This is a genomic window from Ruegeria sp. O4 (assembly GCF_056535125.1).
The window spans coordinates 21073-44276 of the sequence record NZ_JBQERO010000011.1; the positions used below are offsets into that span (position 1 = coordinate 21073).

Below are 23204 nucleotides of genomic sequence, written 5' to 3' on the forward strand. Positions count from 1 at the left end.
CCGGTACAGCATCAACCGGACACGAGGCGTCGAAATTAACTTTTGGAATACCGCATGACCCGACCTTTCCTTGCCATTTGGGCCGTTCTTGCGGCTCTTGCTCTGGCGGCTTGCACCACGTCTCAGCCGACGGTGAGCCGGAGTGATGTGGACGCGCTGGCGCAGTCGATCCAGGCGCTTGGGCCCAATGTCGATCCGACCGAGGCACAGCAAGCGGCCACGATTGCCTATGCCTATTCGCAGCAGCTGAAGCAGGACTGGAACGTCACCGACCCGGCGATCATCCACAATGCCAAGGTCATCAACGGGTTCCGCGAAAAGGGTCTGTGCAATGACTGGGCCGAAGCGATGACCAAACGCTTGCGGCAGGAAAATTTCCGGACGCTGGACCTGAACTGGGCCACGTCGCCTCCAACCCCGTTTCGCATCATCCACCATTCGGCATCGATCAGCGCCAAGGGGGACACGATGTATGACGGTATCATCCTCGACCCCTGGCGCAACAGTGGTGTCTTGTTCTGGGCGCCGGTGCGCGAGGATACACGATACAACTGGGCACCCCGGCTGGAAGTGCGCGAGCGGCTTCTGAACGGGTCTTTGCCCTACTGACCCGGTTCCGCAGATACGGCTGATACGCTAGAACCCTGCCATGACACGCCTGATCCTGACCCTGCCTTTGATGGCCCTGTTTCAATGCGACAGGGATGAATCCGTTGCCGCCTATGGCGCGGCAGACCGGACATGGGCGTTGCAGGAGATCGACGGACAGCCCTTTGCCGCAAGCGCCTTGCTGCGGTTCCCAGAAGAGGGCAGGATCACCGGAAATGCCCCCTGCAACAGTTATGACGGCACGCTGAACGCGCCCTACCCGTGGTTCGAAATTCAGGACCTGAGAGCAACGCGGGCCGCCTGCGCCGGGCTTGAGGCCGAAGGGGTCTATTTCGCCGCCCTTTTGGCCATGACCCAATCCGAAGTGTCGGGCGATGTGCTGATCCTGCGCAATGAGGACGGGCACGAAATGGTGTTTACAGCCGCCGAGTGACCTGATCCACAAACCGCGCACGCGCCTCGGGCAAAGGGTTATGCCCCAGCGCAGGGGCGACGCGGTGGTTCAGGAAATATCCGGTTGTGCGCAAAGCTTCGGCAATCTCGGCATCCGGCGCGGTGCCTTCACCCCGCAGACAGGGCGGCAGCGGCAACATCTTGTCTACCCATTCCCCCGCCCCTTTGGCACTGACGGCGCGCCCGGTCTTGGGCGACACATAGATCAGCCCCTCGGTCGTGCCGGTCGCGGCGCAGGCGGTCAGATCAAGGCCAAAGCCAAGCTCGTCCAGCAGCGCCAGTTCCCATCGCAGGTAGGCCAGCGGCCAGATCTCATCCTGTCCCAACAGGTCCATCAACCGCTCGGTCCGGGTATAGAGCGCCGGGTGCGCCTCTCGTTCGGGCAGGCAGAAGGACAAAAGCGACACGACGGCGTTCAGCCCGGACAGGGCCAGCCGCCCGGAAAACGCCGCCGCCGCGCGCGAGCGCAGGGGTTCGACCTGAAAGGTGCCGATATGTTCCTCCAGCCGCGCACGCCACAGCACATCCAGCTGTGCGCCGGGTTGCAGGATCGGTGCGATCTTGCGGCTGGTCCCGCCCCGCACCACACCGGCATGACGCCCGTGGGATTCGGTAAAGACCTCGATAATCGCCGAGGTTTCGCCGTGGCGTCGAGAGGTCAGTAGGATGCCGTGATCGCGCCAGTCCAATTCGGGGTCCTGTCGGTGAATAAGTTGTGGTGTTCCCAGAAGATCGTGAAGGGGTCCGTTCTGCAATGGTTTTACACATCAAACGCGGAAAGATACGTGAATCGCTTGGTCCGACGGGAGGGGGCTAGTGATCTAAGTGGGACAAAGCGGACATTGCCACAAAGTCTGATTTTCCATTAACGCTCTTCTTGAACTTTACGTATTTGTGATAACACCTGCCGTGGACTTTCGATTTGTTCGAATCCAATCTTCGTTACCTTCGTCCCATTTTCTCCCCGGCTTTCGTGTTTGGCAAAATAGATATTGCCGGTTGCCCCGGATTCCTCAAACTCGATCTCTGTAGTCTCGGTGATGGAATATGTTTGCAGTTTTTTGCGTCCAAACATCTTCGTGCCAATCATAGCACGTTGATTTGTCAGCGTATAATGTTGTTGCTTGCGAATGAAGGCCTTCCAGAAGTGAACGCCAACAAGGCCATATGAACCCACGAAAAAAAACAAGAGACCAAAAGTCCAAAAAAGACCTCCCGCTTTGCTTGCCATTACCATCCAGAAAACGGAAAACCCAGTAAAAAACATATAAAAGAAAGGAATGAACGGGCTTTCCCACTCAAGCCGGACGCGGCTTTTTGGCGCTCCTTGCCAGAGAATTTTTTCGTTTGGCGCAAGAAGGTCTTTCCAAGGATCAGTCATTTATGAACTCATGATGAATTGGCGCATACAATGTTTGCAGTGTCGTATGACTGTATTTTCGCTGGATATCTACAAAGAGATATAGGTCCGATGATGCAGGCTAAGCAAGACGTTAACCGCACCCCACCGAATGAGCTGGTTGGCCTCAAAAGCCGACATTCACCCGGCCCGCTACTCCAGCCCCTCTTCGCCCAGCAGGTGCCGGCCTTGACGGTCTTCGACCTCGATCACCCAGAGGTCGGGGTCAAAGCTGTGCTGGCGCTGGATGGCGTGATCCACGTCGCTCTCGGGGCCAGAGGAAAGTTCGACCCATGTGCGTTCGCCGCTCATCAGATCAAAGCTGCGTTGAAAGGCGGTGGCCTGCCCGTCGAGCGTGTTGAGCTTGACCAGAACCGCGCCCGCGGTGTCATCGCCATGGGCCACGACAAAGGCGGGGATTTCCTGAAACCGGAGCCGCGCCAGATAGGCGTGAACCCAGAAATCGGCGGTCAGGCGGGTCATGCGTTGCCGTCTTTGAAATCCAGACCCATTTCCGAATAGCGCTCGGATTCCTCAAGCCAGTTGGGCCGGACTTTCACTTGCAGGAACAGGTGGATCTTGCGGTCGAGGAACTCTTCCAGTTCCGCCCGCGCGGCCTGACTGACGGCCTTGATCGTCTCGCCCTTCTTGCCCAGAACGATGCCCTTGTGGCCGTCGCGCATGACATAGATGACCTGATCGATTCTGGCCGAGCCGTCCTTGCGTTCTTCCCAGTTTTCGGTCTCGACCGTCAGTTGGTAGGGCAGTTCCTGATGCAGGCGCAGGGTCAGCTTCTCGCGCGTCATTTCAGCCGCGATCATGCGCAGGGGCAGATCGGCGATCTGGTCTTCGGGGTAAAGCCACGGCCCCTCGGGCAATTCGCCCGCCAGCCATTTGCGCAGGTCGTCGACGCCGTGGCCTTTTTCGGCCGAGATCATGAAGGTTTCGGCGAAGGGGTAGCGCGCGTTCAGGTCGCTGGTCAGGGCCAGCAGTTTCTCGGACGGCACCTTGTCGATCTTGTTGATGGCCAGCGCGATGGTGCGGCCCTGCCCGATCTCGGCCAGCCCTTCGAGGATGCGTTCGACCCCTTCGGTGATGCCGCGATGCGCCTCGACCATCAGCACGACGATATCGGCATCGGCGGCCCCGCCCCAGGCGGCGGCGACCATGGCACGGTCCAGACGGCGGCGCGGTTTGAACAGACCTGGCGTGTCCACAAAGACCAGTTGCGCATCGCCTTCCATCGCAACGCCGCGGATACGGGCGCGGGTGGTCTGCACCTTATGGGTCACGATCGAGACCTTTGCCCCGACCATGCGGTTCAGGAGGGTGGATTTGCCTGCGTTGGGCTCTCCGATCAGGGCGATAAATCCGGCGCGTGTGGTCATGTGTCTGGCAATCCTGTCTGCAACTGCGCCCCCCTATAGCAGAAAGGGGCGGCGGGCCAGAGGGATTTGTCGCATTGCGGCCCTGCGTCTGCGGTGGCAGGACAGGCTCAGATGCCCAGCCAGTTCCAGCCCGGCAGCAAATCCTTTCAGTGAGGTTGTCATGAAACGTCGCGAGTTTCTTCTTGGAAGCGGTGCCGCCGCTGGCGCGTTTGGGTTGGGCGGATGGTCGCTGGCAGCAGGTGATGCAGCACAGGAACTGGTGCTGCAACCCGCCAGTTACCGGCTGCGCGAAGGGCTGACCACAGGGATGGTCAGCCTGTCGCCCGATGCGCCGCCGCCGGTTCTGCATGGGCGGCAGGGCGAGCCTATGCGGCTGAGCGTGCGCAACACCTTGCCGGACTATACCTCGATGCACTGGCACGGGTTGCGCATCCGAAACGAGATGGACGGGGTGCCCTACCTGACCCAGATGCCCATCGGCGAGGGCGAAAGTTTTACCTATGAATTCACGCCACCGGATGCGGGGACCTACTGGTATCACCCCCATTGCATGACGATGGAGCAGATGGCGCGCGGGCTGACCGGCGTGATGGTGATTGCCGAGCCGGAAGAGCCGGGGTTCGACAGCGAACAGGTGATCAATCTGCGGGATTTCCGTCTGGACGAGGGTGACGCGTTCTTGCCTACCTATACGGCTCGGGGTGCGGCGCGAGCGGGCACGTTTGGCACGGTGCAGACCGCCAACTGGCAGGGCGCGGCGGTCTATGAGCACGCGGCGGGCAGTCTGGTGCGGCTGCGGGTGGTCAACACGGACACGACCCGCATCTACAAGCTGCATCCCGAGGGGGCCGAGACCCGGATCATCGCCTGGGACGGGCATCCGGTCGAGATCGACCTGCCGGTGCCAACGGCGGATGAACCGCTGTTGCTGGGCCCCGGTCAACGGGTGGATATTGCCGTCCGGATACCCGAGGGCGAAGGGCAGTCAGCGGAGCTGATGGCCAAGTTTCCCGGCCAGCCGCACCGCGCCATGGCGCGTTTGCGGGCGACTGGCACATCAGCGGCGCGTGATCTGAGAGAGCTGCGCCCGCTGCGTGCAAATCCCGTTGCGCGCCCGGATCCGAACCGGGCGGAATTGCATGAGTTCGTCTTTGGCTGGACCCCCGAAGGCGGTGCCCCAAATGACGGGTTCTGCGGCACGCTGGGGTATAGTTTCTGGTCGATCAACCGCAAACCATGGCCGGGTGATGCGGCGCAGGGCACCGGGCCGCTGGCGGTTCTGGAACAGGGCAAAAGTTATGTCCTGCGGCTGCGCAACGAGTCGCCCAACCTGCATCCGATCCACCTGCACGGGCTGGCCTTCGTGCCGCTGCGATCCAATCTGCGCACCCTGCCACCGCTGATGACCGACACGATGCTGCTGTTGAAGGATGAGGTGGCGGATATCGCACTGGTGGCGGACAACCCTGGCGACTGGGCGTTTCATTGCCATGTGATCGAACATCAGAAAACCGGGCTGACCGGGTTCATCCGGGTGGAGTGATCTTAGCGACGCTCTGGCATGTTCAGCGCCAAAACATGGTTGGGATAGGCTTGGTCCCCGATGCGAAAATCTGTGACACCGACTTGTCGGAACCCCTTGGCCAGATAGAAATCGATTGCGGGCTTGTTCTCGGAATTGGTCGTCAGCCAAATCGCATTCCGGCCTTTGTCCCGCGTATAGTCGACCGCAACGTCCAATAGTGCTGAACCGATGCCTTTTCCGTGATGGCGAGGCTGAACGTAAAACGTCACAATCTCTAGATCAGACAGCCCATCAAGAGGTGCAACGCGTTCTTCAGCCAGCCGAATGTAACCGTCGATCCCATCTTCGTTTTCAGAGACCATCAAAAGGTCTTCCCCATCTTCCAGAAGGGATTCGAACCGGGCCGCTGTGAACTCGGACAGAGCGAACTCGGCAAAGAAGGAGTTCACGCCACGCCGCAAATAGGTGCCGACCCAGACTTCGATCGAGAGTGCCGCAAGGCTAGCGGCGTCCGACTTTTGTGCCGGTCTGATCTTCATGTGCCGGGATCCGCGCTACAGATCAAACCAATTGCCCCAGCAACGCCTTGGCCGCCGCCTGTTCGGCCTGGCGCTTGGAGCCTGCGGTGGCTTGCGCCTCGGTTCCGTCCTGAAGGCGGGCGGCGATGGTGAAGACGGGGGCGTGGTCGGGGCCGCTGCGTTTGACCTCGACATAGCTGGGTGGTTTCTGGCCGCGCGCCTGTGCCCATTCCTGAAGCGCGGTTTTGGCGTCGCGGGCGTCGGCCTCGACCTTGTGGATGCGGTCGCCCCAGAGGGCGAGGATGACATCGCGGGCGGCTTCGAACCCGGCGTCGCGGTAGATGGCGGCAATCACCGCCTCCATCGCGTCGCCCAGCAGCGCCTGTTTGCGGCGCCCACCCGAGAGCATCTCGGACCGGCCCAGTTTCAGCACCGCGCCCAGATCGATCTGGCGGGCGACATCTGCGCAGGCCTCTTTCCGGACCAGCGCGTTGAACCGGGGCGCAAGCTGGCCTTCGGAGGCTTTCTTGTCGGCCTCAAGCAGCGCGGTGGCCATGACAAGGCCCAGCACCCGGTCGCCCAGAAACTCCAACCGCTGATTGTCGGGCCGGGTCGACGATGAGACCGAGCCGTGGGTCAGCGCACGCACCAGCAGCTCGGGGTCGGCAAATTCATACCCCAAACGCTGCTGGAACGCCTTTATTTCGGCAGAGAGCTTCAATTCACAGCCTTGAAGAACCGATCCCCGCGCCAGGTCCAGAAGAACAGCATGGACCGCCCGGCGGACGAGAACATGATCCGGTCGGCGCGACCGATCAGGTTTTCGTAGGGTACATAGCCAACCCCGCCAGCGGATTGCGGCAGGCGGCTGTCAGCCGAGTTGTCGCGGTTGTCGCCCATGAAGAAATAATGGCCTTCGGGCACGGTATAGATGCCGGTATTGTCCGAGCCCTGATTGCCGATATTCAGCACGTCATAGGTGACGCCGTTGGGCAGGGTTTCAATCAGGCGCGACTTTTCACAGGCGCCGCCAACGCCAACGGGGCCGTTTTCGCAGCGCGGGCGCAGGCGTTGCGGGCCCTGCGGTTCGGCGATTTCGGTGAATATGCCGTCAGGCTGTTGCGGAACCGGTGTGCCGTTGAGGATGATCTGCCCCTCGCGGACCTGAATGCGGTCGCCCGGCAGGCCGATCAGGCGCTTGATATAATCGCGCCCGCTGACCGGGTGGCGGAAGACGATGACATCGCCGCGCACGGGATCGCCGCCCCAGATGCGGCCGCCGTCGTCGCCCTGCATCCAGCCGCAGAGATCTTCGGCGTCGATATTCAGACCGACACTGGGGATGATCAGGCTGGGGCATGAGGCGTAGGAATAGCCGTAGGCCATCTTGTTGACGAAGAGGAAATCGCCGATCAGCAGCGTCTGTTTCATCGAACCGGAGGGAATCCAGAACGGTTGAAAGAAGAGTGTCCGGAACACGCCCGCGATCAGCAGGGCATAGACGATGGTCTTGATCGTTTCCCAGACGCCGCTTCCGGTTTTGGCTTCGTCGGCCATACTGCTCTCTCCAGTTCTCTGTGCTTGGCTTCGCTGCTACATGCGGGGGGGATGGGGTCAAGTCAAGGCTGTGTGACGTGATCTTGCAGAGGACGCGCCTCGATCACGACAAAGGCCTGTGCCCAGGGGTGGTCATCGGTCAGCGTGACGTGGATGATCGCCTCGTGCCCTGCGGGGGTCAGTTCGTTCAGGCGTTCGGCGGCCCAGCCTGTGACATGCATCACCGGCTGACCGGTGCGCAGGTTAGTGACGGCCATGTCCTTCCAAGAAATGCCCATGCGCAGGCCGGTGCCGAGCGCCTTGGAACATGCCTCTTTCGCGGCCCAGCGTTTTGCATAAGTGCCTGCGGTATCGGCGCGGCGTTCGGCCTTGCGCTGTTCGGTGTCAGTAAAGACACGGTTGCGGAACCGGTCGCCGAACCGGTCGAGCGTGCCCTGAATGCGGTCGATATTTGCAAGGTCTGTGCCGATGCCGAGGATCATGTGGCTCTCATTTCTCTGGTCGGGCCAATCAACGGCAATTGATGACCACACGCAAGCGGTTGGTTGCCGCATTCCGTGATATACTTTACCGGAATGTTCAATTTTTACGTTGGTACGGGGGGCGCAATGTCGAAAATTCCGTTCATGGCAATCGCGGTGGCTGGCATTGTCGCAAGCACCGTTTTCCCCGCTTTTGCACAGGATTGCGGAACCGAGGATACCCCCTGTCAGGTAGGAGAGTTGTCCTATCGGGTGGTTCTGCCCGAGGCCGCGCCCGAGCCGCCAGCTGTTATCTATCTGCATGGCTATGGGGCAACGGCGAATTCAGCCGTGAATCTTTCCGGCCTCGCGGCGGCCTTTACCGACCGCGGCATCGCCTTTATCGCGCCGAATGGTCAGGTCGACATTGGCAACCCCAAGGTGTTGGACTGGGGGGTGCATGATGGCTATCGCTGGCCGCGGGATGATCTGGCCGCGCTGGAGCAGATCAAGGAAGACGCCATTGCCCGTTTCGACCTGAACGCAGATCGCATTTTGCTGGCGGGGTATTCACGCGGCGGATCACTGGTTTGGGACAAGGCCTGCACGGATCATTCCTTTGCCTTTGCCTATGCCTCGGCATCAGGGGCTTTTTGGGAGCCAATGTGGCGGCGGTGCAGCGGCCCGGTTCACATGCATCATTCCCACGGATTTGCAGACCGGACCGTCCCGCTGGAGGGGCGTTTTGTGACCTTTGGGGACTATGATTTCGAACAGGGCAGCGTTTTGAAATCCATTGAAATTCTGACCAGAACCAATGGATGCGGGCAGATGGCAAACAGCGTTGCAACAGAGGGCGCATCCTGGCGAAAGAAGTGGAGCAAGTGTCAGGACGGCTCTGTCACCCTGGCGCTTGGGCCACATGGCCACGGCAGGCAGCCCGGTTGGGGTGATGCCGTGGCGGAATGGTTTCTGGAAATCTCGAACGCGCCCTAGCGCCTCCACCGGCATTTGCCGGGATCTATTTGCGTGCGTTTGCCTGGTCTGTACCGATACCGAGGATCAGTTGTGTCAGCTTCTTTCACCGCCAAAAAGCGTTCGTTTTGCCTGTATCGATTGCGATAGCACGGCTCGGCATATGCCTATAGAAACCGCTGCCCAAAACAGCAGAGCACTGTTTCTAAAAGCGAAAGCCGAAAAATCAAATTGGTGCCAATACCTGAAGTGGTAAAACAATGCTGCGAGTTGCATAGCCCACAACACCGCCACTGAAAGACCAACCATGTAGGCTGCGTTGTACCACAATGTGGCGTTTGCGGTTGTTTCAGAAAACCTCTTTGACCATGGATGTGTGAGAACCACTGCTGCCATAATGCTGGGGGTCACAAAGAAATCGACCGGAAAGAAAAACACACCTTCGAGGCCCAGTTTTTCCCGGGCAAAGCCCGACGAAACCGACAGCATCATACTAACAACGAAACAAACCACGTACCAAACCCGGTTAAACAACAAGGTTTTTTGCTCGGATGTCCAAAGGTTGATCACGACAACCGCACCGTCAGGATCTTGTAACTCGCCACGCCAAAGAACCCGGCGAAGGCGAAATCGAACCAGCGGCGGGCACGGCGGTAGGTGCGGACCATGCGGGCGGATGAGAACAAAAACGCATAGCCGATGAAGATCATCAGTGATCCCGCGTACAGCATGGCGAAATAGCCCAGCAGCATCGGCAGGCTGGCATCGCTTGGCGCGACGATGGCATAGATCGACCCCCAGCTGAGGATTGCTTTAGGGTTGGTCAGGTGGATGGCGGCACCTTTGGCAAAGATCGTGGGCAGCGTGCCGGTGACCGGTTTGCCCAGGGCGACCTCATCATCCGAGGTCATCGCGCGTTTCAGGGCCTTCAGCGCCAGCCAGCCCAGATAGGCCACGCCGACATAGCGGATCACTTCGAACAGCCAGACATTGGCCAGCATGACCGCCGACAGGCCCAGCGCTGCGGCAATGCCCCAGGCGGCCGATCCGGCGCAGATGCCAAGGGCAAAGGCCAGCCCCGCGGTGCGGCCTTCGTTCATGGCGGTTCCTGCAATGCCCATGGTGGCCGGGCCCGGCGAGCCCCCCGCCATCAGCCAGGCGAACCAGATGGCGATAAAGCCGGGCGTGATCACGCGCGCGCCTCGTCCATCAGGCGGCGCATTTCCCGAATGGCGGGGGTGAGACCCAGAAAGATCGCCTCGCCAATCAGGAAATGCCCGATGTTCAGTTCCATGACCTCGGGGAAGGCGGCAACCGGCTTTACGGAGTCGTATGTCAGGCCATGGCCTGCATGGACCTCGAGCCCCAGCGAATGGGCAAAGGTGGACATCTGGCGCAGCGATTCAAGCTCGCGCGCGGCGGCGTCCATGCGGCCTTCGGCATGGGCATCGCAATAGGCGCCGGTGTGCAGTTCGATCACCTCGGCACCGATGCGGTGCGCGGCCTCGATCTGGCGCTGATCCGCGGCGATGAAGATCGACACGCGGCACCCGGCCTCGCGCAGGGGGGCGATGAAATGGGCCAGCTTGTTTTCCTCGCGCGCGACTTCGAGCCCGCCTTCGGTTGTGCGTTCCTCGCGCTTTTCGGGAACGATACAGACGGCGTGCGGTTTGTGGCGCAGGGCGATTTTCTGCATTTCTTCGGTGGCGGCCATCTCAAAGTTCAGAGGCACCGACAGAACCTCCATCAGGCCGTCAATATCGGCGTCCGAGATGTGGCGGCGGTCTTCGCGCAGATGCGCGGTGATGCCGTCGGCGCCGGCCTCCTCTGCCAGCTTGGCGGCGCGCAGCGGGTCAGGATAGGCCCCGCCGCGCGCGTTGCGCACGGTGGCGACATGATCGATATTCACACCCAGACGCAGACGGCTTTCGGACATCATTTGGTTCCTTTTGCAGATTTTCGCCCCGACCTTAGCGATCTTGGCGCGGGACTGGCAGATGTTTCTCCGGCCAGACGTTTGATTTCTTCAAACTTTGCCTTGATCTTCGCGCGGCGGCGCTGCTGGTAGGTCAGGATCAGCGGCAGGCTGAGGTAGTAGCAGATGATGCCCGCCACGATACCGGGAATGATGCCGCCGATCATGTAGGGATAGAAAACGTCGTGATAGAACTGCCCCAGCCCGTGCCAGTCGGCCACGCGATCGGTGAAGAGCGCAAGAAGGTTGTCCTTGAGGTCACCGATTGCGTCGGCAAATTTGCCCATCAGCCCCTGCGTGTCGCCTTCTTCATATTCGGTGCCCAGCAGGAAATGCCCGGTTTGCAGGCAGATCACCCCAATCGGGACATAGGTCAGGGGGTTGCCGAAGAACGTACCGCTGAGCGCGGCCAGAATATTTCCCTTGATCAGCCGCGCACCAATTGCAGCGACCAGAAAGTGCAGCCCATAAAACGGCGTGAAGGATGCGAAAACGCCCGCCCCGATGCCGCGAGCAATCCGGTCAGGGGAATCCGGCAGGCGGCGGACACGGTGTTTGACATAGTGGAAGGCGCGGGTCCATCCGCCACGCGGATAGACGAGTTCCGAAGCGACCTGAACAGGAGAGCGTCGGTCTCGGCGCTTGAATACCACCCGTGATCACCCCTTCTCAGCCAGCCGCGGTCGCGGTTTTGGTCCGGTCCCGATAACGCTCGACCGCTGCAACGTCGCTTTCAGCCTCAAGCATCAGCATCAGCGAATGCAACTGTTCAAGGTCGCGCAGTTCGACATTGATCAGCAGGCGGTAAAAATCCGGTTTGCGGTCCACAAATTCCAGGTTCGAGATATTGGCCTTTTTCTCGCCGATCAATGTGCAAATGCGCCCCAGAACCCCGGCATCATTGCCGATGGTCAGATCCAGTGTCGCCCCATAGACGGCCGGGTGCGTACCCGAATGCCAGTGCAGATCGACCCAGCGCTCCGGTTCGCTTTCATATTGGCTGAGCTTGTCGCAGTCGATCGCGTGCACCACAACACCCTTGCCCCGGTAGGTGATGCCGACGATCCGTTCGCCCGGCAGCGGCTGACAGCAGGGCGCGCGGTCGAATTTCTGGCCGGGTTCAAGACCGATCACGGCGCGCCGCAGCGGGATGGCGTCGCCGTCATCCTGAGCCAGTTCGGGATAGACGGCCTGAACCACCTCATGAGCGGTCAGTTCGGCACTGCCCAGACGGGCCAGCAATTCATGCCGGTCTTTCAGGCGCAGGTGCTTGGCGGCAGTATCAAGCGCCTTGTCGGTGGCCTTGCGCCCCACATGGTCAAAGCCCGAGCGCGCCAGTTCCTTGCCCAGCTTGATGAACCGTTCGCGATCCACCTCGCGCAGGGCGCGGCGGATGGCGGTACGGGCCTTGCCGGTGACAGCGATCTCAAGCCATGTGACCTGCGGTGTCTGCCCGTCAGCGGTGATGATATCGACCGACTGGCCGTTCTTCATCCGCGTCCAGAGCGGCACGCGAATGCCATCGACCTTGGCCCCCACGCAGGCATGGCCGATCCGGGTGTGGATGGCATAGGCGAAATCGATCGGGGTCGCACCGCGTGGCAGTTTCACCACGTCGCCCTTGGGGGTGAAGCAGAAGACCTGGTCCGAATACATCTCGAGCTTGACGGCTTCGAGGAAATCTTCGTGATCATCCTCGTTGTCGAATTGCTCGGTCAGGTTGGATATCCATTTCGCCGGGTCGACGGCAAAGGGGTTTTCCGTGCGCACCCCGTCCCGGTAGGACCAGTGCGCCGCAACGCCGGTTTCTGCCACATCGTGCATCTGGCGCGTGCGGATCTGAACCTCGACCCGTTTGCCGTCGCGGCCCGAAACGGTGGTGTGAATCGAGCGGTAACCATTCGATTTCGGCTGGCTGATATAGTCCTTGAACCGCCCCGGCACCGCGCGCCAACGCTGATGGATGGCCCCAAGCGTGCGATAGCAGTCTTCTTCCGTCTGGGTGATGATGCGGAACCCGTAGATATCCGAGAGGCGCGAGAAGCCCTGATCCTTTTCCTGCATCTTGCGCCAGATCGAATAGGGTTTCTTGGCGCGGCCAAAGACTTCGGCTTCGATGCCCGCCTTTTCCAGCTCGTGACGCATGTCACCGGTGATGCGGTGGATCACATCGCCGGTTTCACGTTGCAGCGTGATAAAGCGACGGATGATCGACTGGCGGCCTTCGGGGTTCAGGACGCGGAACGCGAGGTCTTCGAGCTCCTCGCGCATCCATTGCATCCCCATGCGGCCCGCAAGCGGCGCGTAGATATCCATCGTCTCGCGCGCTTTCTGAACCTGCTTTTCGGGCCGCATCGCCTTGATGGTGCGCATGTTGTGCAGACGGTCGGCCAGCTTGACCAGAATGACCCGCAGGTCCTTGGACATGGCCATGAACAGCTTGCGGAAATTCTCGGCCTGCTTGGTTTCGCGGCTGGACAGTTGCAGGTTGGTCAGCTTGGTGACGCCGTCGACCAGCTTGGCGACCTCATCCCCGAACAGATCGGACACCTTGCCGTAATTGGCCTTGGTGTCTTCGATCGTGTCATGCAGCAATGCGGTGATGATCGTCGCATCATCCAGACGCTGTTCGGTCAGGATGGCGGCAACGGCAACAGGGTGGGTAAAGTAGGGCTCGCCAGAGTGGCGGAATTGCCCTTCGTGCATCTGCTGGCCAAACTCATAGGCCAGCGCGATACGTTCAGCATTCGTCTTGGGATTGTAGTTGCGGACCAGCGCAATCAGATCGTCAGCAGAAATCATCCGGTCCGCACCTTCGTCTTTGGAGCTTACCCCTGCCCTTGAGCCTCCATCAGAGCGCGCAGGAGTTTTTCTTCGGACATGTCGTCCATCGCAGGCTTGTCCGACTCGGCACCCATCAGCAGCGCCATCTGATCTTCTTCCGGCTCATCAACCTCGATCTGGGTCTGGTTGGCCTCGATCAGGCGTTCGCGCAGGGCGTCTGCGCCTTGGGTCTCGTCGGCGATTTCGCGCAGGGACACGACAGGGTTCTTGTCGTTGTCGCGGTCAACGGTAATCGCGGCACCGGCAGAAATCTCGCGCGCCCGATGGGCGGCCAGCATTACCAGTTCGAACCGGTTTGGAACCTTGTCTACGCAATCTTCAACCGTCACGCGGGCCATTGGGCGCTCTCCGTTTCTGAGTCCATGTCAGGAAGGGGTTTATCTAAGCGCGATTCCGCGCCTTGACAAGCAGGAAATGCTGCATTTGCAGGGATCACAGCGGCGTAACCGCCGCAACCTCGGACGGGGGCAGGTCGTTGACCATCTGGGAAACCGTGCGATCAAGCACGGGGTGGCGCCAGTCGGGCACAATATCCGCCATCGGCACAAGCACAAAGGCGCGGTCCTGAAGGCGCGGATGCGGCAGGATCAGCTGATCCGGTGCCTCTTGCCGCTGTGCCTCGGGCGGCAGGGTCAGCCAGCGGTCGAACAGGGTGCGGTCGGGCAGAACCTGATCGCCATAGCAAACAAGATCCAGATCCAGCGTCCGCATTCCCCAGCGCTGCACCCGTTCACGACCGAACTGGTGTTCAACCTCGTGCAGCGCGCGCAAAAGCTCGGACGGGGATTTGTCGGTTTCGATCAGCACAGCCGCGTTCACGTAGTCCGGACCAGCGCCAGCGGGGAAGCAGGGTGTCGCAAAAAACCGGCTGACAGAGCGAATCACTACGCCCAGTTGCGAAAGTGCGTCAATTGCGCGCTGTAGCGTTACAGCGGGCCCATTTCCTCTCAGATCGAGATTTGCGCCCAATGCCACAACCGCATTTGGCAAAGAATTGTACATATGCTACCCTATATTCGACACATTGCATACTTGCGATAAGCAACAAAACTTCTAATTATAAGCTCACCAGATTGCGTCAATTTGTAAAACACCCACTCACTCACGTAACGCGGCGCAGTCTGGATTATACCGGAAGGACCTATTTATGTTTTATAAGGACGAACGGCTAGCGCTGTTCATCGACGGCTCGAATCTTTATGCCGCTGCAAAAGCACTCGGTTTTGACATAGACTACAAACTTCTGCGGCAGGAATTCATGCGCCGTGGCAAGTTGCTTCGGGCTTTCTACTATACAGCGCTGCTTGAAAACGACGAGTATTCACCGATCCGCCCATTGGTTGACTGGCTTCATTACAACGGCTTCACCATGGTCACAAAACCGGCCAAGGAATACACCGACAGCATGGGGCGTCGGAAAGTCAAAGGAAACATGGATATCGAACTGACTGTCGATGCCATGGAACTGGCACCGCGTGTGGATCATATCGTGCTGTTCTCGGGTGACGGGGATTTCCGCCCGCTGATCGCCAGCCTGCAACGTCAGGGCGTTCGCGTGTCGGTCGTGTCAACGATCCGCAGCCAGCCGCCAATGATTTCGGACGAGCTGCGCCGTCAGGCCGACAACTTCATCGAGTTGGAGGATCTGCGTGACGTGATCGGTCGCCCGCCGCGTGAAATGCCGGCAGAGCATCGCAGCGTCGCAGTTGCAGGCGGCAGCTGATCCGGCACCACTGCCTGTTGATGGGAAAAATTCGCGCGGTCAGGACCGGAGTCCTGGCCGCGCTTCTTTAACTAAGGATTGGTGCTGAAACATCCTCTGACTAACAACGATTCGTGTCAGATGAATGACAATGTCCTGTCTGGACCAAGGCCGGGAAAAGACTTACCTGTGCCCTAAGGAGACAGCCGAATGACCAAGCCGCCACTGACACTTTATCTGGCCGCCCCCCGCGGGTTCTGCGCCGGTGTGGACCGCGCCATCAAGATCGTTGAAATGGCCCTGCAGAAATGGGGGGCACCGGTCTATGTGCGCCACGAGATCGTGCATAACAAATTCGTGGTCGACGGGTTGCGGGCCCAAGGTGCTGTGTTTGTCGAAGAACTGCATGAATGCCCCGATGACCGCCCGGTGATCTTTTCCGCCCATGGTGTTCCTAAATCGGTACCAGCCGAAGCCGCGCAGCGTGAGATGATCTATGTGGATGCCACCTGTCCGCTAGTGTCGAAGGTTCATGTCGAGGCGCAGCGCCATGCGGATGCGGGATTGCAGATGATCATGATCGGCCACAAGGGCCATCCCGAAACCGTTGGCACCATGGGACAGCTGCCCGAGGGTGATGTGCTGCTGGTCGAAACGGTCGAGGATGTGGCCGCCGTGCAGGTGCGCGACCCCGACGCGCTGGCCTTTGTCACCCAGACCACCCTGTCGGTGGATGATACCAAGGACATCATCGCAGCCCTTCAGGCCCGGTTCCCGGCCATTGTCGGCCCGCATAAGGAAGACATTTGCTATGCCACGACCAACCGGCAGGAGGCCGTGAAGGCCGTGGCCCCCAAGGCCGATGCGCTGCTGGTTGTGGGGGCTCCGAACTCGTCCAATTCCCGCCGTCTGGTCGAGGTTGCATCGCGCGAGGGGTGCAAATACGCGCAACTGGTCCAGCGCGCGACCGAAATCGACTGGCGCGCTTTGCAGGGCATCAAAAGCGTTGCGGTGACCGCTGGCGCATCGGCCCCGGAATTGCTGGTGAACGAGGTGATCGACGCCTTCCGCGATCACTATGATGTCACTGTCGAGCCGGTCGAGACCGCAACCGAAAACGTCGAGTTCAAAGTACCGCGCGTGTTGAGGCAACCGGCGTGACCGGCGTGCCGAAGGCGCCGCTCTATCTGGGGCTGGCGGGACTGGTCCCGTTTGTCTGGGGCGCGCTGACCTATCTGAACGGTGATCTGAACGCCTGGGGCGCGCGCAGCTTTGGCCCACGCTTTGTTGGCCCTTATGTGCAGCTGTTCTATGGCTCGGTCATCCTGAGCTTTATGTCCGGTGTTCTGTGGGGGTTTGCCACCAAGACCTCGGGCAGCAAGGCGGCGCTGTGTTATGGGCTGTCGGTCCTGCCTGCGCTGTGGGCCTTTGCCATGACAGGCGGCGGGCCGGTCACTGCAGGCACCAATCTGATCTACGGGTTCACCGGCTTGCTGCTGCTGGACGCCCTGTTTTCATACTGGCGGCTGACGCCGGTCTGGTGGATGCAGCTGCGTATCCTGCTGACCGCAATCGTTCTGGCCAGCCTAGCCGTAGGAGTGTACCTGTGAGCGACAAACGCACGATTGATGCCTATACGAACAGAGTAAACGAATATCTGGCCATTCCTCTGCCAGCCGAACAGCTCAAGACCCGTCAGGATTTTGCCGATGCGGTCGGTGCGGGCGGCTATGTGCTGGATCTGGGGTCAGGCCCCGGATCGGACAGCGGTTTCCTGATGCGTCAGGGGCTGAAGGTGCGGGCGCTGGATGCCACCCCCGCCTTTGTCGAACATGCCCGCCAGAACGGGGTGGACGCGCATCTGGGCACGTTCGACGATGTTACCGAAACCGCCGAGTATGACGGTGTCTACGCCAGTTTTTCCCTGCTGCACGCGCCGCGAGCGGATTTTACGCGTCACCTGAAAGCGATCCACACGGCCCTGAAGCCCGGAGGCCAGCTGTTTCTGGGCATGAAGCTGGGCACGGGCGAGCATCGTGACGATCTGGACCGCTATTACACCTATTACTCGGAAGCCGAGATCCGAGAGGCGCTGACCCAGGCCGGGTTCACGGTTGACCGCACGGTCGAAGGGGTGGGCAAGGGTCTGGCCGGGTCGTACGACGGGTTTATTCTGGTGTTCGCCCATGCCTGAGTTGTTTGCCTATACAGATGGCGCCTGTTCCGGCAATCCCGGCCCCGGAGGCTGGGGTGTGCTGCTGCGCGCGATGAACGGGGACAGGGTTCTGAAAGAGCGGAAACTGAACGGGGGCGAGGCCGAGACGACCAACAACCGAATGGAGTTGCTGGCTGCCATCAGCGCGCTTGAGACGCTGGAGCGCCCGTCGAAGATCACCATTGTCACCGACAGCGCCTATGTGAAGAACGGCGTCACCGGCTGGATATTCGGCTGGAAGCGGAATGGCTGGAAAACCTCGAACAAGAAGCCGGTCAAGAATGTCGATCTGTGGCAGCGACTGGACGAGGCGCAGGAACGACATGATGTGACATGGGAATGGGTCAAGGGCCATGCGGGCCATCCCGAAAACGAAAAGGCCGATGAACTGGCCCGCGCAGGCATGGCGCCCTTCAAGCCGAAAAAGGCGCAGGCGTGAGCGCGCTGACGCTGCTGGATTATGCCTCGGTTCTGATCTTTGCGCTGACCGGGGCGCTGGTGGCCAGCCGGGCGCAGCTGGATCTGGTGGGCTTTGCCTTCATGGCCTGCCTGACCGCAGTTGGCGGCGGCACGGTACGCGACCTGCTGCTGGACCGTCACCCGATCTTCTGGGTCGGCCAGCCGGATTACATCCTGATCGCCGTCGCGGCGGCGGTGTTTGTGTTCTTTACCGCGCATCTGGTGGAAAGTCGCTATAACTGGCTGGTCTGGCTGGACAGTTTCGCACTGTCGGTCGCCGTTGCTGCCGGAACCGGTGCCGCGCTGTCACTGGATCAGCCCGGTATCATCGTCGTGCTGATGGGTGTGACGACCGGGTGTCTGGGCGGGCTGATGCGCGACGTGGTCTGCAACGAGGTGCCGCTGGTCCTGAAACAGGGCGAGCTCTACGTCTCGTGCGCGTTTTTGGGGGCGTTGACGGCGGTACTTGCGGTCAGGCTGGGGCTGGAGCCCGCCTTTGTGCTGGGCCTGTGCGCCCTTGTGTGCTGGGCCTTGCGGGCCGGGTCGCTGGTGTTTGGCTGGCAATTGCCCGTCTACAAAAGCCGCCCGCCCCGCAACTGAACCTGTCGGTGGACGCGACCGGGGCGGGCTGATAGCTGTTTGGAACGCGCAGCCCGGAGGCCAAATGCCGTTCAGACTTACATCGATCGCGGTCTCACTGGCTTTGCTGGCCTCATGCGGCACATATTATGCGCCTGTCCGCTTTGTTGCCGAGGGTGACCGGATCATCGCCTCGGGTACGATTGACGAAACGACGCTGTCCGCTTTTGAAGACGTCACCGCCGAAAATCCCGAAGCGCGCACGCTGGTGCTGCAATATATTGAGGGATCGGTGGATGACGACGCCAATGTCATCTTCAGCCGCGAGGTGCGCAGGGCCGGGTTCGATACCGTCGTGCCGTCGGACGGTCTGGTTGCCAGCGGCGGCACCGATCTGTTCCTGGCCGGACGCCGCCGCGTTTTGCAGCCGGGGGCCTGTGTGGGCGTGCACAGCTGGGCCGGATCGGGGCTGGTGGCCACGGAGCTGCCCGAGGATGACCCGGAACATGACCGCTATCTGGATTATTTCAGGGACATTGGCGTCGATGAGGCGTTTTACTGGTACACGCTGTATGCGGCCCCCGCCGACAGCATCCACTGGATGACCGCCGCCGAGGCGAACCGGTTCGACATGACCACAAAAACCGCCCCGGCGCTTGGTTCAGCGCTGGAGTGCGACGAGCGCTGATCTGCTGCACTATCTGTCGAGTGAAGGTTTGCGGGACGGAATGCGCGGCCAAGGAATATGCTAACGGCGCAGGTAGGTCTGCCAGATCCAGATCACCAGCAATGCGCCCAGAACCGCGCCCGCAAAGCCCGACATCCAGCCAGCGTCGGGTATCAGAGACCACAGAAGGGGCCCACCGATCATAGCCCCAACAATGCCGATCAGCATCGTCGCCGGGAGCAACCTGGCGAGCAAAACTTCAAGCGCAGCTTGGATGATGATCAGAGCGACGACGGGCATGTCATTTTCGCCAATGGGTCGGCACGATGATCAGCGCGCCGATAGACGAGATCACCGCATCCAGACCGGGAGGGCCAAAGCTGATCCCGAACATGATGCGGATGAAGTAGAACAGGAACGCCCCGCCCACGCAGATGATGATCGACTGAAGATAGCCGTTATGAGTGAACCCGGTCTGTTCGGACAGATATCCGACGATCCCGGCAATCACGACGGTCCCCATCATCACCATGAACATCGGGCTTCTCCTAGGTCAGGCGGGTGCCGGTGGGAATGGGCCAGCCCCGCAGGAAGGTTTCCCTATCCTGCGCGCCTTTGCCCGCCCGTTGCAAGCGCAGCAGTTCGACCGCGCCCTGACCGCAGGCCACGTGCAGGTCGTTGTTCAGAACCTCACCCGCTGCGCCCTGCCCGTCTGCCAGCCGCGATGCCAGCAGCTTGATGCGCTCGCCATTCATCTCGGTCCATGCGCCGGGAAAGGGTGACAGCCCGCGGATTTGCCTGTCGACCTCAACCGCCGGGCGTGTCCAGTCGATGCGGGCCTCGGACTTGTCGATCTTGGCGGCATAGGTCACGCCATCCTCGGGCTGCGGTTCCGGTATCAGGTCCGGCAGCTTGGCCAGAGCCTCGACGATCAGCGCGGCCCCCATGGCCGAGAGCCGGTCATGCAGGTGGGCGGTGGTTTCTTCAGCCTCAATCGCGGTTGCCTGTCGCAGCAGGACCGGGCCGGTGTCCAGACCGGCCTCCATCTGCATGATGCAGATCCCGGTTTCGGCATCGCCGGACATGATCGCCCGGTGGATCGGGGCGGCACCGCGCCAGCGCGGCAGCAGGCTGGCGTGGATGTTCAGGCAGCCGTGTCGCGGCGCGTCCAGAATGGGTTGCGGCAGGATCAGGCCATACGCGACGACGACGGCGATATCGGCGTTCAGCGCGGCAAATGCGGTTTGTTCGTCAGCAGATTTCAGAGAGGTTGGGTGGCGAACGGGCAGGCCCAGCGCCTCGGCCCGGGCATGAACCGGTGTCGGGCGGTCTTTCTTGCCGCGTCCGGCGGGGCGCGGAGGCTGACAGTAGACGGCGGCGATGTCGTGCCCGGCCTTGACGAGTGCGTCCAGCACCGGGACCGAAAAATCGGGGGTTCCCATGAAGATGATGCGCATCGTTGGCTCCGGCAGTTGGGACGGGTGCGGGGCTGAAGCCCGGCCTACAGACGTCAGGTTTGTTTGCGTGCCTTGCGCAGCAGCATGTCACGTTTGACCTTGCTGAGCCGGTCGAAATACATCCGCCCGTTCAGGTGGTCGATCTGATGCTGCACGCTTGTCGCGTCGATCCCGACGAAATCGCGGCGGTCCAGCATGCCATGTTCGTTCAGGAACTTCACGGTCACCGCGCGCGGGCGTTTGATTGTGGCCGAGACGCCGGGCAGGTTCGGGCTGGCCTCTTCATGTTCGCGCAGCTCGATCGAACTGTGCAGGATTTCCGGGTTTGCCAGACGCACGGCCCGGCCCCGTTCGGCTGAGCCGTCAACAACGGCCAGGCGCAGCATCACCCCGATCTGTGGCGCGGCAAGACCGACGCCGGGCATCGCCTCCATCGTGTCGATCATGTCGTCCCAGATGGCGCGGATCTCATCGGTGATCTCGGGCACATCATCCGCCTTGGTGCGCAGGCGTTTGTCAGGCCATGGCAGGCAGGTACGAACGGTCATGCACGGGCCCGTTCGCGTTTGAGCTTTTGCATCTTGCGGGTGATCATCTGCCGTTTCAGCGGCTTGAGATAGTCGATGAACAGCTTGCCGTCCAAATGATCGATCTCGTGCTGAACGCAGGTGGCCCAGAGCCCGTCAAAGGTTTCCTGTTGCAGGTTTCCGTCGCGGTCCATCCAAGTCACATCGACCACTTTGGGGCGCGTCACCTCGGCGTATTGATCAGGGATCGACAGGCAGCCTTCCTCGTAGACATTGGTTTCTTCCGAGGCCGCGATGACCTGCGGGTTGAACATGATCAGCGGGCGCGGCGCCTCGCCTTCTTCCTTGACGCAATCCAGCACGATCAAGCGATCCAGCACGCCGATCTGTGGCGCGGCAAGGCCAACACCGGGGGCGTCATACATCGTTTCCAGCATGTCATCGGCCAGCGCGCGCAGGTCGTCCGTAAGGTCGGCCACGGGGGCGCAGACCTTCTTGAGACGGGGGTCGGGATAGATCAGGATGTTACGTTTCATGAGGCTGATTTAGGCCATCCCGCCCCGCGCCGCAACGCCCCCCTTGCACCTGCCTGAATTGCGGTTAGCTTTCGGTCGAGAAAATGGAGCAGACATGACTTTCAACGACCTGATCGACCGCCGGGGCACCAACAGTTCCAAATGGGACAAGATGGAGATGCTGTTTGGCGTCTCGCCCGAGGATGGGCTGGCCATGTGGACGGCCGATTCCGATTACCCGACAGCCCCCTGCGTGATCGACGCGGTGCGCAAGGCCGCGGATCACGGCGTGTTCGGGTATTCCTGGGCGCACCCGGAGTATCTGGCCTCGGTCCAGTGGTGGATGAAAACCCGCCACGATTGGGAAATCGACACGGACTGGGTTCTGACCACTCAGGGCTTGGGCAATGCAATCGCCCTGTCGCTGGATGTCTGGACCGATCACGGTGATGGCATCGTGATCTTTACCCCCGTTTACCATGAGTTTGCCCACAAGGTGAACAAATCGGGCCGCCGGGTCGTGGAATGCCCTTTGGTGCGGGACGGGGAAAGTTATGGCCTTGACCTGGACGACGCCCAGTCGCGGCTGGACGGGTCCGAGAAGATGTTGCTGTGGTGTTCGCCGCAGAACCCGTCGGGCCGGGTCTGGACACCGGAGGAACTGCGCGCCGTGGCCGCATTTGCCGAGCGCAACGGGCTGATCCTTGTGTCAGACGAGATTCACCACGATCTGGTCTATCCCGGCGCCAAATTTGTGCCGATGGATGTGGCAGCCCCGGATGCGCGGCCATGGACGGTGACGCTGACTGCGGCATCGAAGACCTTTAACATCGCCGGGCAGCGCACCGGCAACATGATCATTCCCGACCCCAAACTGCGCGAGGCGATGAAGCATCGGCTGGCAACGCTGGATTATGGCCCCAGCGCGTTGGGTGTGGCGATGATCACCGCCGCCTACAGCCCGGCCGGCGCGGAATGGGCAGATGCCCAGATCGCGCATCTGGAGGAAAACAGGCGTCTGTTCGACCAGACCATCGCCGAGATTCCGGGCCTATGGTCGATGCCCTTGCAGGCAACCTATCTGGCCTGGGTCGACTTTTCCGGCACCGGCATGGATCACGCTGAACTTGTCCGCCGATTGCGCGAGGACGCGCGGATTGCAACCTCGTCCGGGCCGGGTTTCGGCACTGGAGGAGAAACGTTTGAACGGTTCAACCTTGCGACGCAACGAGCGCGGGTCGAGGACGCCTGCGCGCGACTGAAACGGGCCTTTGGTGACCTGCAATAATCCAAGCGGTGGCTGGGTTGGCTGGCCTCACAATGGACCGCGCCTGTTGGCCGGGCGCGGACCTGAATGGCGAAATCCATAGCGATAGCCA

General features: G+C 60.9%; 33 protein-coding genes. 12 read left to right on the forward strand and 21 right to left on the reverse strand.

Annotation, left to right across the window (positions count from 1 at the left end; genetic code table 11):
- Nucleotides 1-54: 54 nt before the first annotated feature.
- Nucleotides 55-609, forward strand: a complete 555-nt coding sequence (locus ACR0J7_RS13095; protein WP_480546207.1) for a hypothetical protein — start codon at nucleotides 55-57, stop codon at nucleotides 607-609.
- 40 nt (nucleotides 610-649) lie between these two features.
- Nucleotides 650-1042, forward strand: coding sequence for an META domain-containing protein (locus tag ACR0J7_RS13100; RefSeq protein ID WP_480507408.1), 393 nt, complete (start codon nucleotides 650-652; stop codon nucleotides 1040-1042).
- On the opposite strand, the gene recO is transcribed toward ACR0J7_RS13100, so the two are convergent.
- From recO to ACR0J7_RS13125, 5 genes are all read right to left on the reverse strand, one after another.
- The gene (gene recO / locus ACR0J7_RS13105; RefSeq protein WP_480900401.1) at nucleotides 1026-1751 is read right to left on the reverse strand and encodes a DNA repair protein RecO; all 726 of its coding nucleotides are present in this window, start codon (nucleotides 1749-1751) and stop codon (nucleotides 1026-1028) included. The two genes, ACR0J7_RS13100 and recO, sit on opposite strands and share 17 nt — an antisense overlap.
- A gap of 176 nt (nucleotides 1752-1927) precedes the next feature.
- Entirely contained in the window at nucleotides 1928-2443 is a 516-nt protein-coding gene (locus ACR0J7_RS13110) for an aspartate carbamoyltransferase catalytic subunit (RefSeq protein ID WP_480900399.1), read from the reverse strand.
- A gap of 171 nt (nucleotides 2444-2614) precedes the next feature.
- Nucleotides 2615-2944 (reverse strand): DUF1491 family protein, encoded by a 330-nt coding sequence (locus ACR0J7_RS13115; protein WP_480900397.1) that lies wholly within the window; start codon nucleotides 2942-2944, stop codon nucleotides 2615-2617.
- The gene (gene era, locus ACR0J7_RS13120; protein ID WP_480473866.1) at nucleotides 2941-3849 is read right to left on the reverse strand and encodes a GTPase Era; all 909 of its coding nucleotides are present in this window, start codon (nucleotides 3847-3849) and stop codon (nucleotides 2941-2943) included. The genes ACR0J7_RS13115 and era overlap by 4 nt, the downstream gene beginning before the upstream one ends.
- Nucleotides 3850-3882: 33 nt before the next feature.
- Nucleotides 3883-4011: a hypothetical protein gene (locus tag ACR0J7_RS13125; RefSeq protein ID WP_480546204.1), complete on the reverse strand. Its 129-nt coding sequence runs from the start codon at nucleotides 4009-4011 to the stop codon at nucleotides 3883-3885.
- Between ACR0J7_RS13125 and ACR0J7_RS13130 the strand changes: the two genes are divergently transcribed.
- Complete coding sequence (locus ACR0J7_RS13130; RefSeq protein ID WP_480914537.1) at nucleotides 4010-5392, forward strand: multicopper oxidase family protein; 1383 nt, start codon at nucleotides 4010-4012, stop codon at nucleotides 5390-5392. The genes ACR0J7_RS13125 and ACR0J7_RS13130 overlap by 2 nt on opposite strands.
- 2 nt (nucleotides 5393-5394) lie before the next feature.
- Here ACR0J7_RS13130 and ACR0J7_RS13135 read toward each other — a convergent pair whose 3' ends face one another.
- The 4 genes from ACR0J7_RS13135 to acpS all read right to left on the reverse strand — a co-directional run bounded on the left by ACR0J7_RS13135 (nucleotide 5395) and on the right by acpS (nucleotide 7931).
- Nucleotides 5395-5913 (reverse strand): N-acetyltransferase family protein, encoded by a 519-nt coding sequence (locus ACR0J7_RS13135; RefSeq protein ID WP_480914539.1) that lies wholly within the window; start codon nucleotides 5911-5913, stop codon nucleotides 5395-5397.
- A 22-nt stretch (nucleotides 5914-5935) separates the two neighbouring features.
- Nucleotides 5936-6613 (reverse strand): ribonuclease III, encoded by a 678-nt coding sequence (rnc, locus tag ACR0J7_RS13140; RefSeq protein WP_480914541.1) that lies wholly within the window; start codon nucleotides 6611-6613, stop codon nucleotides 5936-5938.
- Entirely contained in the window at nucleotides 6610-7449 is an 840-nt protein-coding gene (gene lepB / locus ACR0J7_RS13145) for a signal peptidase I (protein ID WP_480487137.1), read from the reverse strand. The genes rnc and lepB overlap by 4 nt, the downstream gene beginning before the upstream one ends.
- Before the next feature lie 62 nt (nucleotides 7450-7511).
- A complete protein-coding gene (gene acpS / locus ACR0J7_RS13150) occupies nucleotides 7512-7931 on the reverse strand; it encodes a holo-ACP synthase (protein WP_209506227.1) in 420 nt (139 codons plus the stop codon).
- Between the two features lie 126 nt (nucleotides 7932-8057).
- Between acpS and ACR0J7_RS13155 the strand changes: the two genes are divergently transcribed.
- Nucleotides 8058-8906 (forward strand): CE1 family esterase, encoded by an 849-nt coding sequence (locus ACR0J7_RS13155; RefSeq protein ID WP_480914543.1) that lies wholly within the window; start codon nucleotides 8058-8060, stop codon nucleotides 8904-8906.
- A gap of 75 nt (nucleotides 8907-8981) precedes the next feature.
- Here ACR0J7_RS13155 and ACR0J7_RS13160 read toward each other — a convergent pair whose 3' ends face one another.
- From ACR0J7_RS13160 to folK, 7 genes are all read right to left on the reverse strand, one after another.
- The gene (locus ACR0J7_RS13160; RefSeq protein WP_480538690.1) at nucleotides 8982-9455 is read right to left on the reverse strand and encodes a hypothetical protein; all 474 of its coding nucleotides are present in this window, start codon (nucleotides 9453-9455) and stop codon (nucleotides 8982-8984) included.
- Nucleotides 9452-10078 carry a LysE family translocator gene (locus ACR0J7_RS13165; protein ID WP_209598778.1) on the reverse strand — a complete coding sequence of 209 codons (627 nt, stop codon included), beginning with the start codon at nucleotides 10076-10078 and terminating at the stop codon, nucleotides 9452-9454. The genes ACR0J7_RS13160 and ACR0J7_RS13165 overlap by 4 nt, the downstream gene beginning before the upstream one ends.
- Nucleotides 10075-10821: a pyridoxine 5'-phosphate synthase gene (locus tag ACR0J7_RS13170; RefSeq protein ID WP_480483761.1), complete on the reverse strand. Its 747-nt coding sequence runs from the start codon at nucleotides 10819-10821 to the stop codon at nucleotides 10075-10077. The genes ACR0J7_RS13165 and ACR0J7_RS13170 overlap by 4 nt, the downstream gene beginning before the upstream one ends.
- On the reverse strand, nucleotides 10821-11513 hold the full coding sequence (locus ACR0J7_RS13175; RefSeq protein WP_267364078.1) for a DUF2062 domain-containing protein: 693 nt from the start codon (nucleotides 11511-11513) through the stop codon (nucleotides 10821-10823). The genes ACR0J7_RS13170 and ACR0J7_RS13175 overlap by 1 nt, the downstream gene beginning before the upstream one ends.
- 16 nt (nucleotides 11514-11529) lie before the next feature.
- Complete coding sequence (locus ACR0J7_RS13180) at nucleotides 11530-13662, reverse strand: RelA/SpoT family protein (RefSeq protein ID WP_267364077.1); 2133 nt, start codon at nucleotides 13660-13662, stop codon at nucleotides 11530-11532.
- 26 nt (nucleotides 13663-13688) lie between these two features.
- Nucleotides 13689-14042: a DNA-directed RNA polymerase subunit omega gene (gene rpoZ, locus ACR0J7_RS13185; protein WP_209506215.1), complete on the reverse strand. Its 354-nt coding sequence runs from the start codon at nucleotides 14040-14042 to the stop codon at nucleotides 13689-13691.
- Between the two features lie 94 nt (nucleotides 14043-14136).
- The gene (gene folK, locus ACR0J7_RS13190; RefSeq protein ID WP_480914546.1) at nucleotides 14137-14706 is read right to left on the reverse strand and encodes a 2-amino-4-hydroxy-6-hydroxymethyldihydropteridine diphosphokinase; all 570 of its coding nucleotides are present in this window, start codon (nucleotides 14704-14706) and stop codon (nucleotides 14137-14139) included.
- Nucleotides 14707-14851: 145 nt separating this feature from the next.
- Here folK and ACR0J7_RS13195 point away from each other — a divergent pair, with 145 nt between their 5' ends.
- From ACR0J7_RS13195 to ACR0J7_RS13225, 7 genes are all read left to right on the forward strand, one after another.
- Nucleotides 14852-15427, forward strand: coding sequence for a LabA-like NYN domain-containing protein (locus ACR0J7_RS13195; RefSeq protein ID WP_209506211.1), 576 nt, complete (start codon nucleotides 14852-14854; stop codon nucleotides 15425-15427).
- Between the two features lie 189 nt (nucleotides 15428-15616).
- A complete protein-coding gene (ispH, locus tag ACR0J7_RS13200) occupies nucleotides 15617-16567 on the forward strand; it encodes a 4-hydroxy-3-methylbut-2-enyl diphosphate reductase (protein ID WP_480483764.1) in 951 nt (316 codons plus the stop codon).
- Complete coding sequence (locus ACR0J7_RS13205; RefSeq protein WP_480483765.1) at nucleotides 16564-17016, forward strand: DUF3429 domain-containing protein; 453 nt, start codon at nucleotides 16564-16566, stop codon at nucleotides 17014-17016. The genes ispH and ACR0J7_RS13205 overlap by 4 nt, the downstream gene beginning before the upstream one ends.
- On the forward strand, nucleotides 17013-17600 hold the full coding sequence (locus ACR0J7_RS13210; protein WP_209506203.1) for a class I SAM-dependent methyltransferase: 588 nt from the start codon (nucleotides 17013-17015) through the stop codon (nucleotides 17598-17600). Before ACR0J7_RS13205 ends, ACR0J7_RS13210 begins: the two co-directional genes overlap by 4 nt.
- Entirely contained in the window at nucleotides 17593-18060 is a 468-nt protein-coding gene (gene rnhA / locus ACR0J7_RS13215; protein ID WP_480832614.1) for a ribonuclease HI, read from the forward strand. The genes ACR0J7_RS13210 and rnhA overlap by 8 nt, the downstream gene beginning before the upstream one ends.
- Nucleotides 18057-18680 carry a trimeric intracellular cation channel family protein gene (locus ACR0J7_RS13220; RefSeq protein WP_209506199.1) on the forward strand — a complete coding sequence of 208 codons (624 nt, stop codon included), beginning with the start codon at nucleotides 18057-18059 and terminating at the stop codon, nucleotides 18678-18680. Before rnhA ends, ACR0J7_RS13220 begins: the two co-directional genes overlap by 4 nt.
- A gap of 64 nt (nucleotides 18681-18744) precedes the next feature.
- Nucleotides 18745-19347, forward strand: coding sequence for a COG3904 family protein (locus ACR0J7_RS13225; protein WP_480900381.1), 603 nt, complete (start codon nucleotides 18745-18747; stop codon nucleotides 19345-19347).
- A 60-nt stretch (nucleotides 19348-19407) separates the two neighbouring features.
- Here the strand turns inward: ACR0J7_RS13225 and ACR0J7_RS13230 are convergent, their stop codons facing one another.
- The 5 genes from ACR0J7_RS13230 to def (ACR0J7_RS13250) are packed head-to-tail and all read right to left on the reverse strand — an operon-like array spanning nucleotide 19408 to nucleotide 21846.
- Nucleotides 19408-19626 carry a GlsB/YeaQ/YmgE family stress response membrane protein gene (locus ACR0J7_RS13230; protein WP_480900379.1) on the reverse strand — a complete coding sequence of 73 codons (219 nt, stop codon included), beginning with the start codon at nucleotides 19624-19626 and terminating at the stop codon, nucleotides 19408-19410.
- 1 nt (nucleotide 19627) lies between these two features.
- On the reverse strand, nucleotides 19628-19864 hold the full coding sequence (locus ACR0J7_RS13235; RefSeq protein ID WP_267364066.1) for a hypothetical protein: 237 nt from the start codon (nucleotides 19862-19864) through the stop codon (nucleotides 19628-19630).
- A 10-nt stretch (nucleotides 19865-19874) separates the two neighbouring features.
- Nucleotides 19875-20783, reverse strand: a complete 909-nt coding sequence (fmt, locus tag ACR0J7_RS13240) for a methionyl-tRNA formyltransferase (protein WP_480914549.1) — start codon at nucleotides 20781-20783, stop codon at nucleotides 19875-19877.
- 53 nt (nucleotides 20784-20836) lie between these two features.
- Entirely contained in the window at nucleotides 20837-21331 is a 495-nt protein-coding gene (gene def / locus ACR0J7_RS13245) for a peptide deformylase (RefSeq protein ID WP_480507379.1), read from the reverse strand.
- Nucleotides 21328-21846 carry a peptide deformylase gene (gene def / locus ACR0J7_RS13250; protein WP_209506185.1) on the reverse strand — a complete coding sequence of 173 codons (519 nt, stop codon included), beginning with the start codon at nucleotides 21844-21846 and terminating at the stop codon, nucleotides 21328-21330. Before def (ACR0J7_RS13250) ends, def (ACR0J7_RS13245) begins: the two co-directional genes overlap by 4 nt.
- 94 nt (nucleotides 21847-21940) lie before the next feature.
- Between def (ACR0J7_RS13250) and ACR0J7_RS13255 the strand changes: the two genes are divergently transcribed.
- On the forward strand, nucleotides 21941-23113 hold the full coding sequence (locus ACR0J7_RS13255; protein WP_480914551.1) for a MalY/PatB family protein: 1173 nt from the start codon (nucleotides 21941-21943) through the stop codon (nucleotides 23111-23113).
- Nucleotides 23114-23204: the final 91 nt, after the last annotated feature.

Coding starts and splice junctions, on each gene's coding strand:
- ACR0J7_RS13195 (WP_209506211.1), top strand. CDS start 14,852: ATGTTTTATAAGGACGAACGGCTAGCGCTGTTCATCGACGGCTCGAAT.
- ACR0J7_RS13110 (WP_480900399.1), bottom strand. CDS start 2,443: ATGACTGATCCTTGGAAAGACCTTCTTGCGCCAAACGAAAAAATTCTC.
- era (WP_480473866.1), bottom strand. CDS start 3,849: ATGACCACACGCGCCGGATTTATCGCCCTGATCGGAGAGCCCAACGCA.
- fmt (WP_480914549.1), bottom strand. CDS start 20,783: ATGCGCATCATCTTCATGGGAACCCCCGATTTTTCGGTCCCGGTGCTG.
- ACR0J7_RS13180 (WP_267364077.1), bottom strand. CDS start 13,662: ATGATTTCTGCTGACGATCTGATTGCGCTGGTCCGCAACTACAATCCC.
- ACR0J7_RS13100 (WP_480507408.1), top strand. CDS start 650: ATGACACGCCTGATCCTGACCCTGCCTTTGATGGCCCTGTTTCAATGC.
- ispH (WP_480483764.1), top strand. CDS start 15,617: ATGACCAAGCCGCCACTGACACTTTATCTGGCCGCCCCCCGCGGGTTC.
- rnhA (WP_480832614.1), top strand. CDS start 17,593: ATGCCTGAGTTGTTTGCCTATACAGATGGCGCCTGTTCCGGCAATCCC.
- ACR0J7_RS13125 (WP_480546204.1), bottom strand. CDS start 4,011: ATGACAACCTCACTGAAAGGATTTGCTGCCGGGCTGGAACTGGCTGGG.
- folK (WP_480914546.1), bottom strand. CDS start 14,706: ATGTACAATTCTTTGCCAAATGCGGTTGTGGCATTGGGCGCAAATCTC.
- def (WP_209506185.1), bottom strand. CDS start 21,846: ATGAAACGTAACATCCTGATCTATCCCGACCCCCGTCTCAAGAAGGTC.
- ACR0J7_RS13155 (WP_480914543.1), top strand. CDS start 8,058: ATGTCGAAAATTCCGTTCATGGCAATCGCGGTGGCTGGCATTGTCGCA.
- ACR0J7_RS13130 (WP_480914537.1), top strand. CDS start 4,010: ATGAAACGTCGCGAGTTTCTTCTTGGAAGCGGTGCCGCCGCTGGCGCG.
- ACR0J7_RS13230 (WP_480900379.1), bottom strand. CDS start 19,626: ATGCCCGTCGTCGCTCTGATCATCATCCAAGCTGCGCTTGAAGTTTTG.
- ACR0J7_RS13235 (WP_267364066.1), bottom strand. CDS start 19,864: ATGTTCATGGTGATGATGGGGACCGTCGTGATTGCCGGGATCGTCGGA.
- ACR0J7_RS13115 (WP_480900397.1), bottom strand. CDS start 2,944: ATGACCCGCCTGACCGCCGATTTCTGGGTTCACGCCTATCTGGCGCGG.
- ACR0J7_RS13135 (WP_480914539.1), bottom strand. CDS start 5,913: ATGAAGATCAGACCGGCACAAAAGTCGGACGCCGCTAGCCTTGCGGCA.
- acpS (WP_209506227.1), bottom strand. CDS start 7,931: ATGATCCTCGGCATCGGCACAGACCTTGCAAATATCGACCGCATTCAG.
- ACR0J7_RS13225 (WP_480900381.1), top strand. CDS start 18,745: ATGCCGTTCAGACTTACATCGATCGCGGTCTCACTGGCTTTGCTGGCC.
- ACR0J7_RS13255 (WP_480914551.1), top strand. CDS start 21,941: ATGACTTTCAACGACCTGATCGACCGCCGGGGCACCAACAGTTCCAAA.
- lepB (WP_480487137.1), bottom strand. CDS start 7,449: ATGGCCGACGAAGCCAAAACCGGAAGCGGCGTCTGGGAAACGATCAAG.
- def (WP_480507379.1), bottom strand. CDS start 21,331: ATGACCGTTCGTACCTGCCTGCCATGGCCTGACAAACGCCTGCGCACC.
- ACR0J7_RS13170 (WP_480483761.1), bottom strand. CDS start 10,821: ATGTCCGAAAGCCGTCTGCGTCTGGGTGTGAATATCGATCATGTCGCC.
- rpoZ (WP_209506215.1), bottom strand. CDS start 14,042: ATGGCCCGCGTGACGGTTGAAGATTGCGTAGACAAGGTTCCAAACCGG.
- ACR0J7_RS13095 (WP_480546207.1), top strand. CDS start 55: ATGACCCGACCTTTCCTTGCCATTTGGGCCGTTCTTGCGGCTCTTGCT.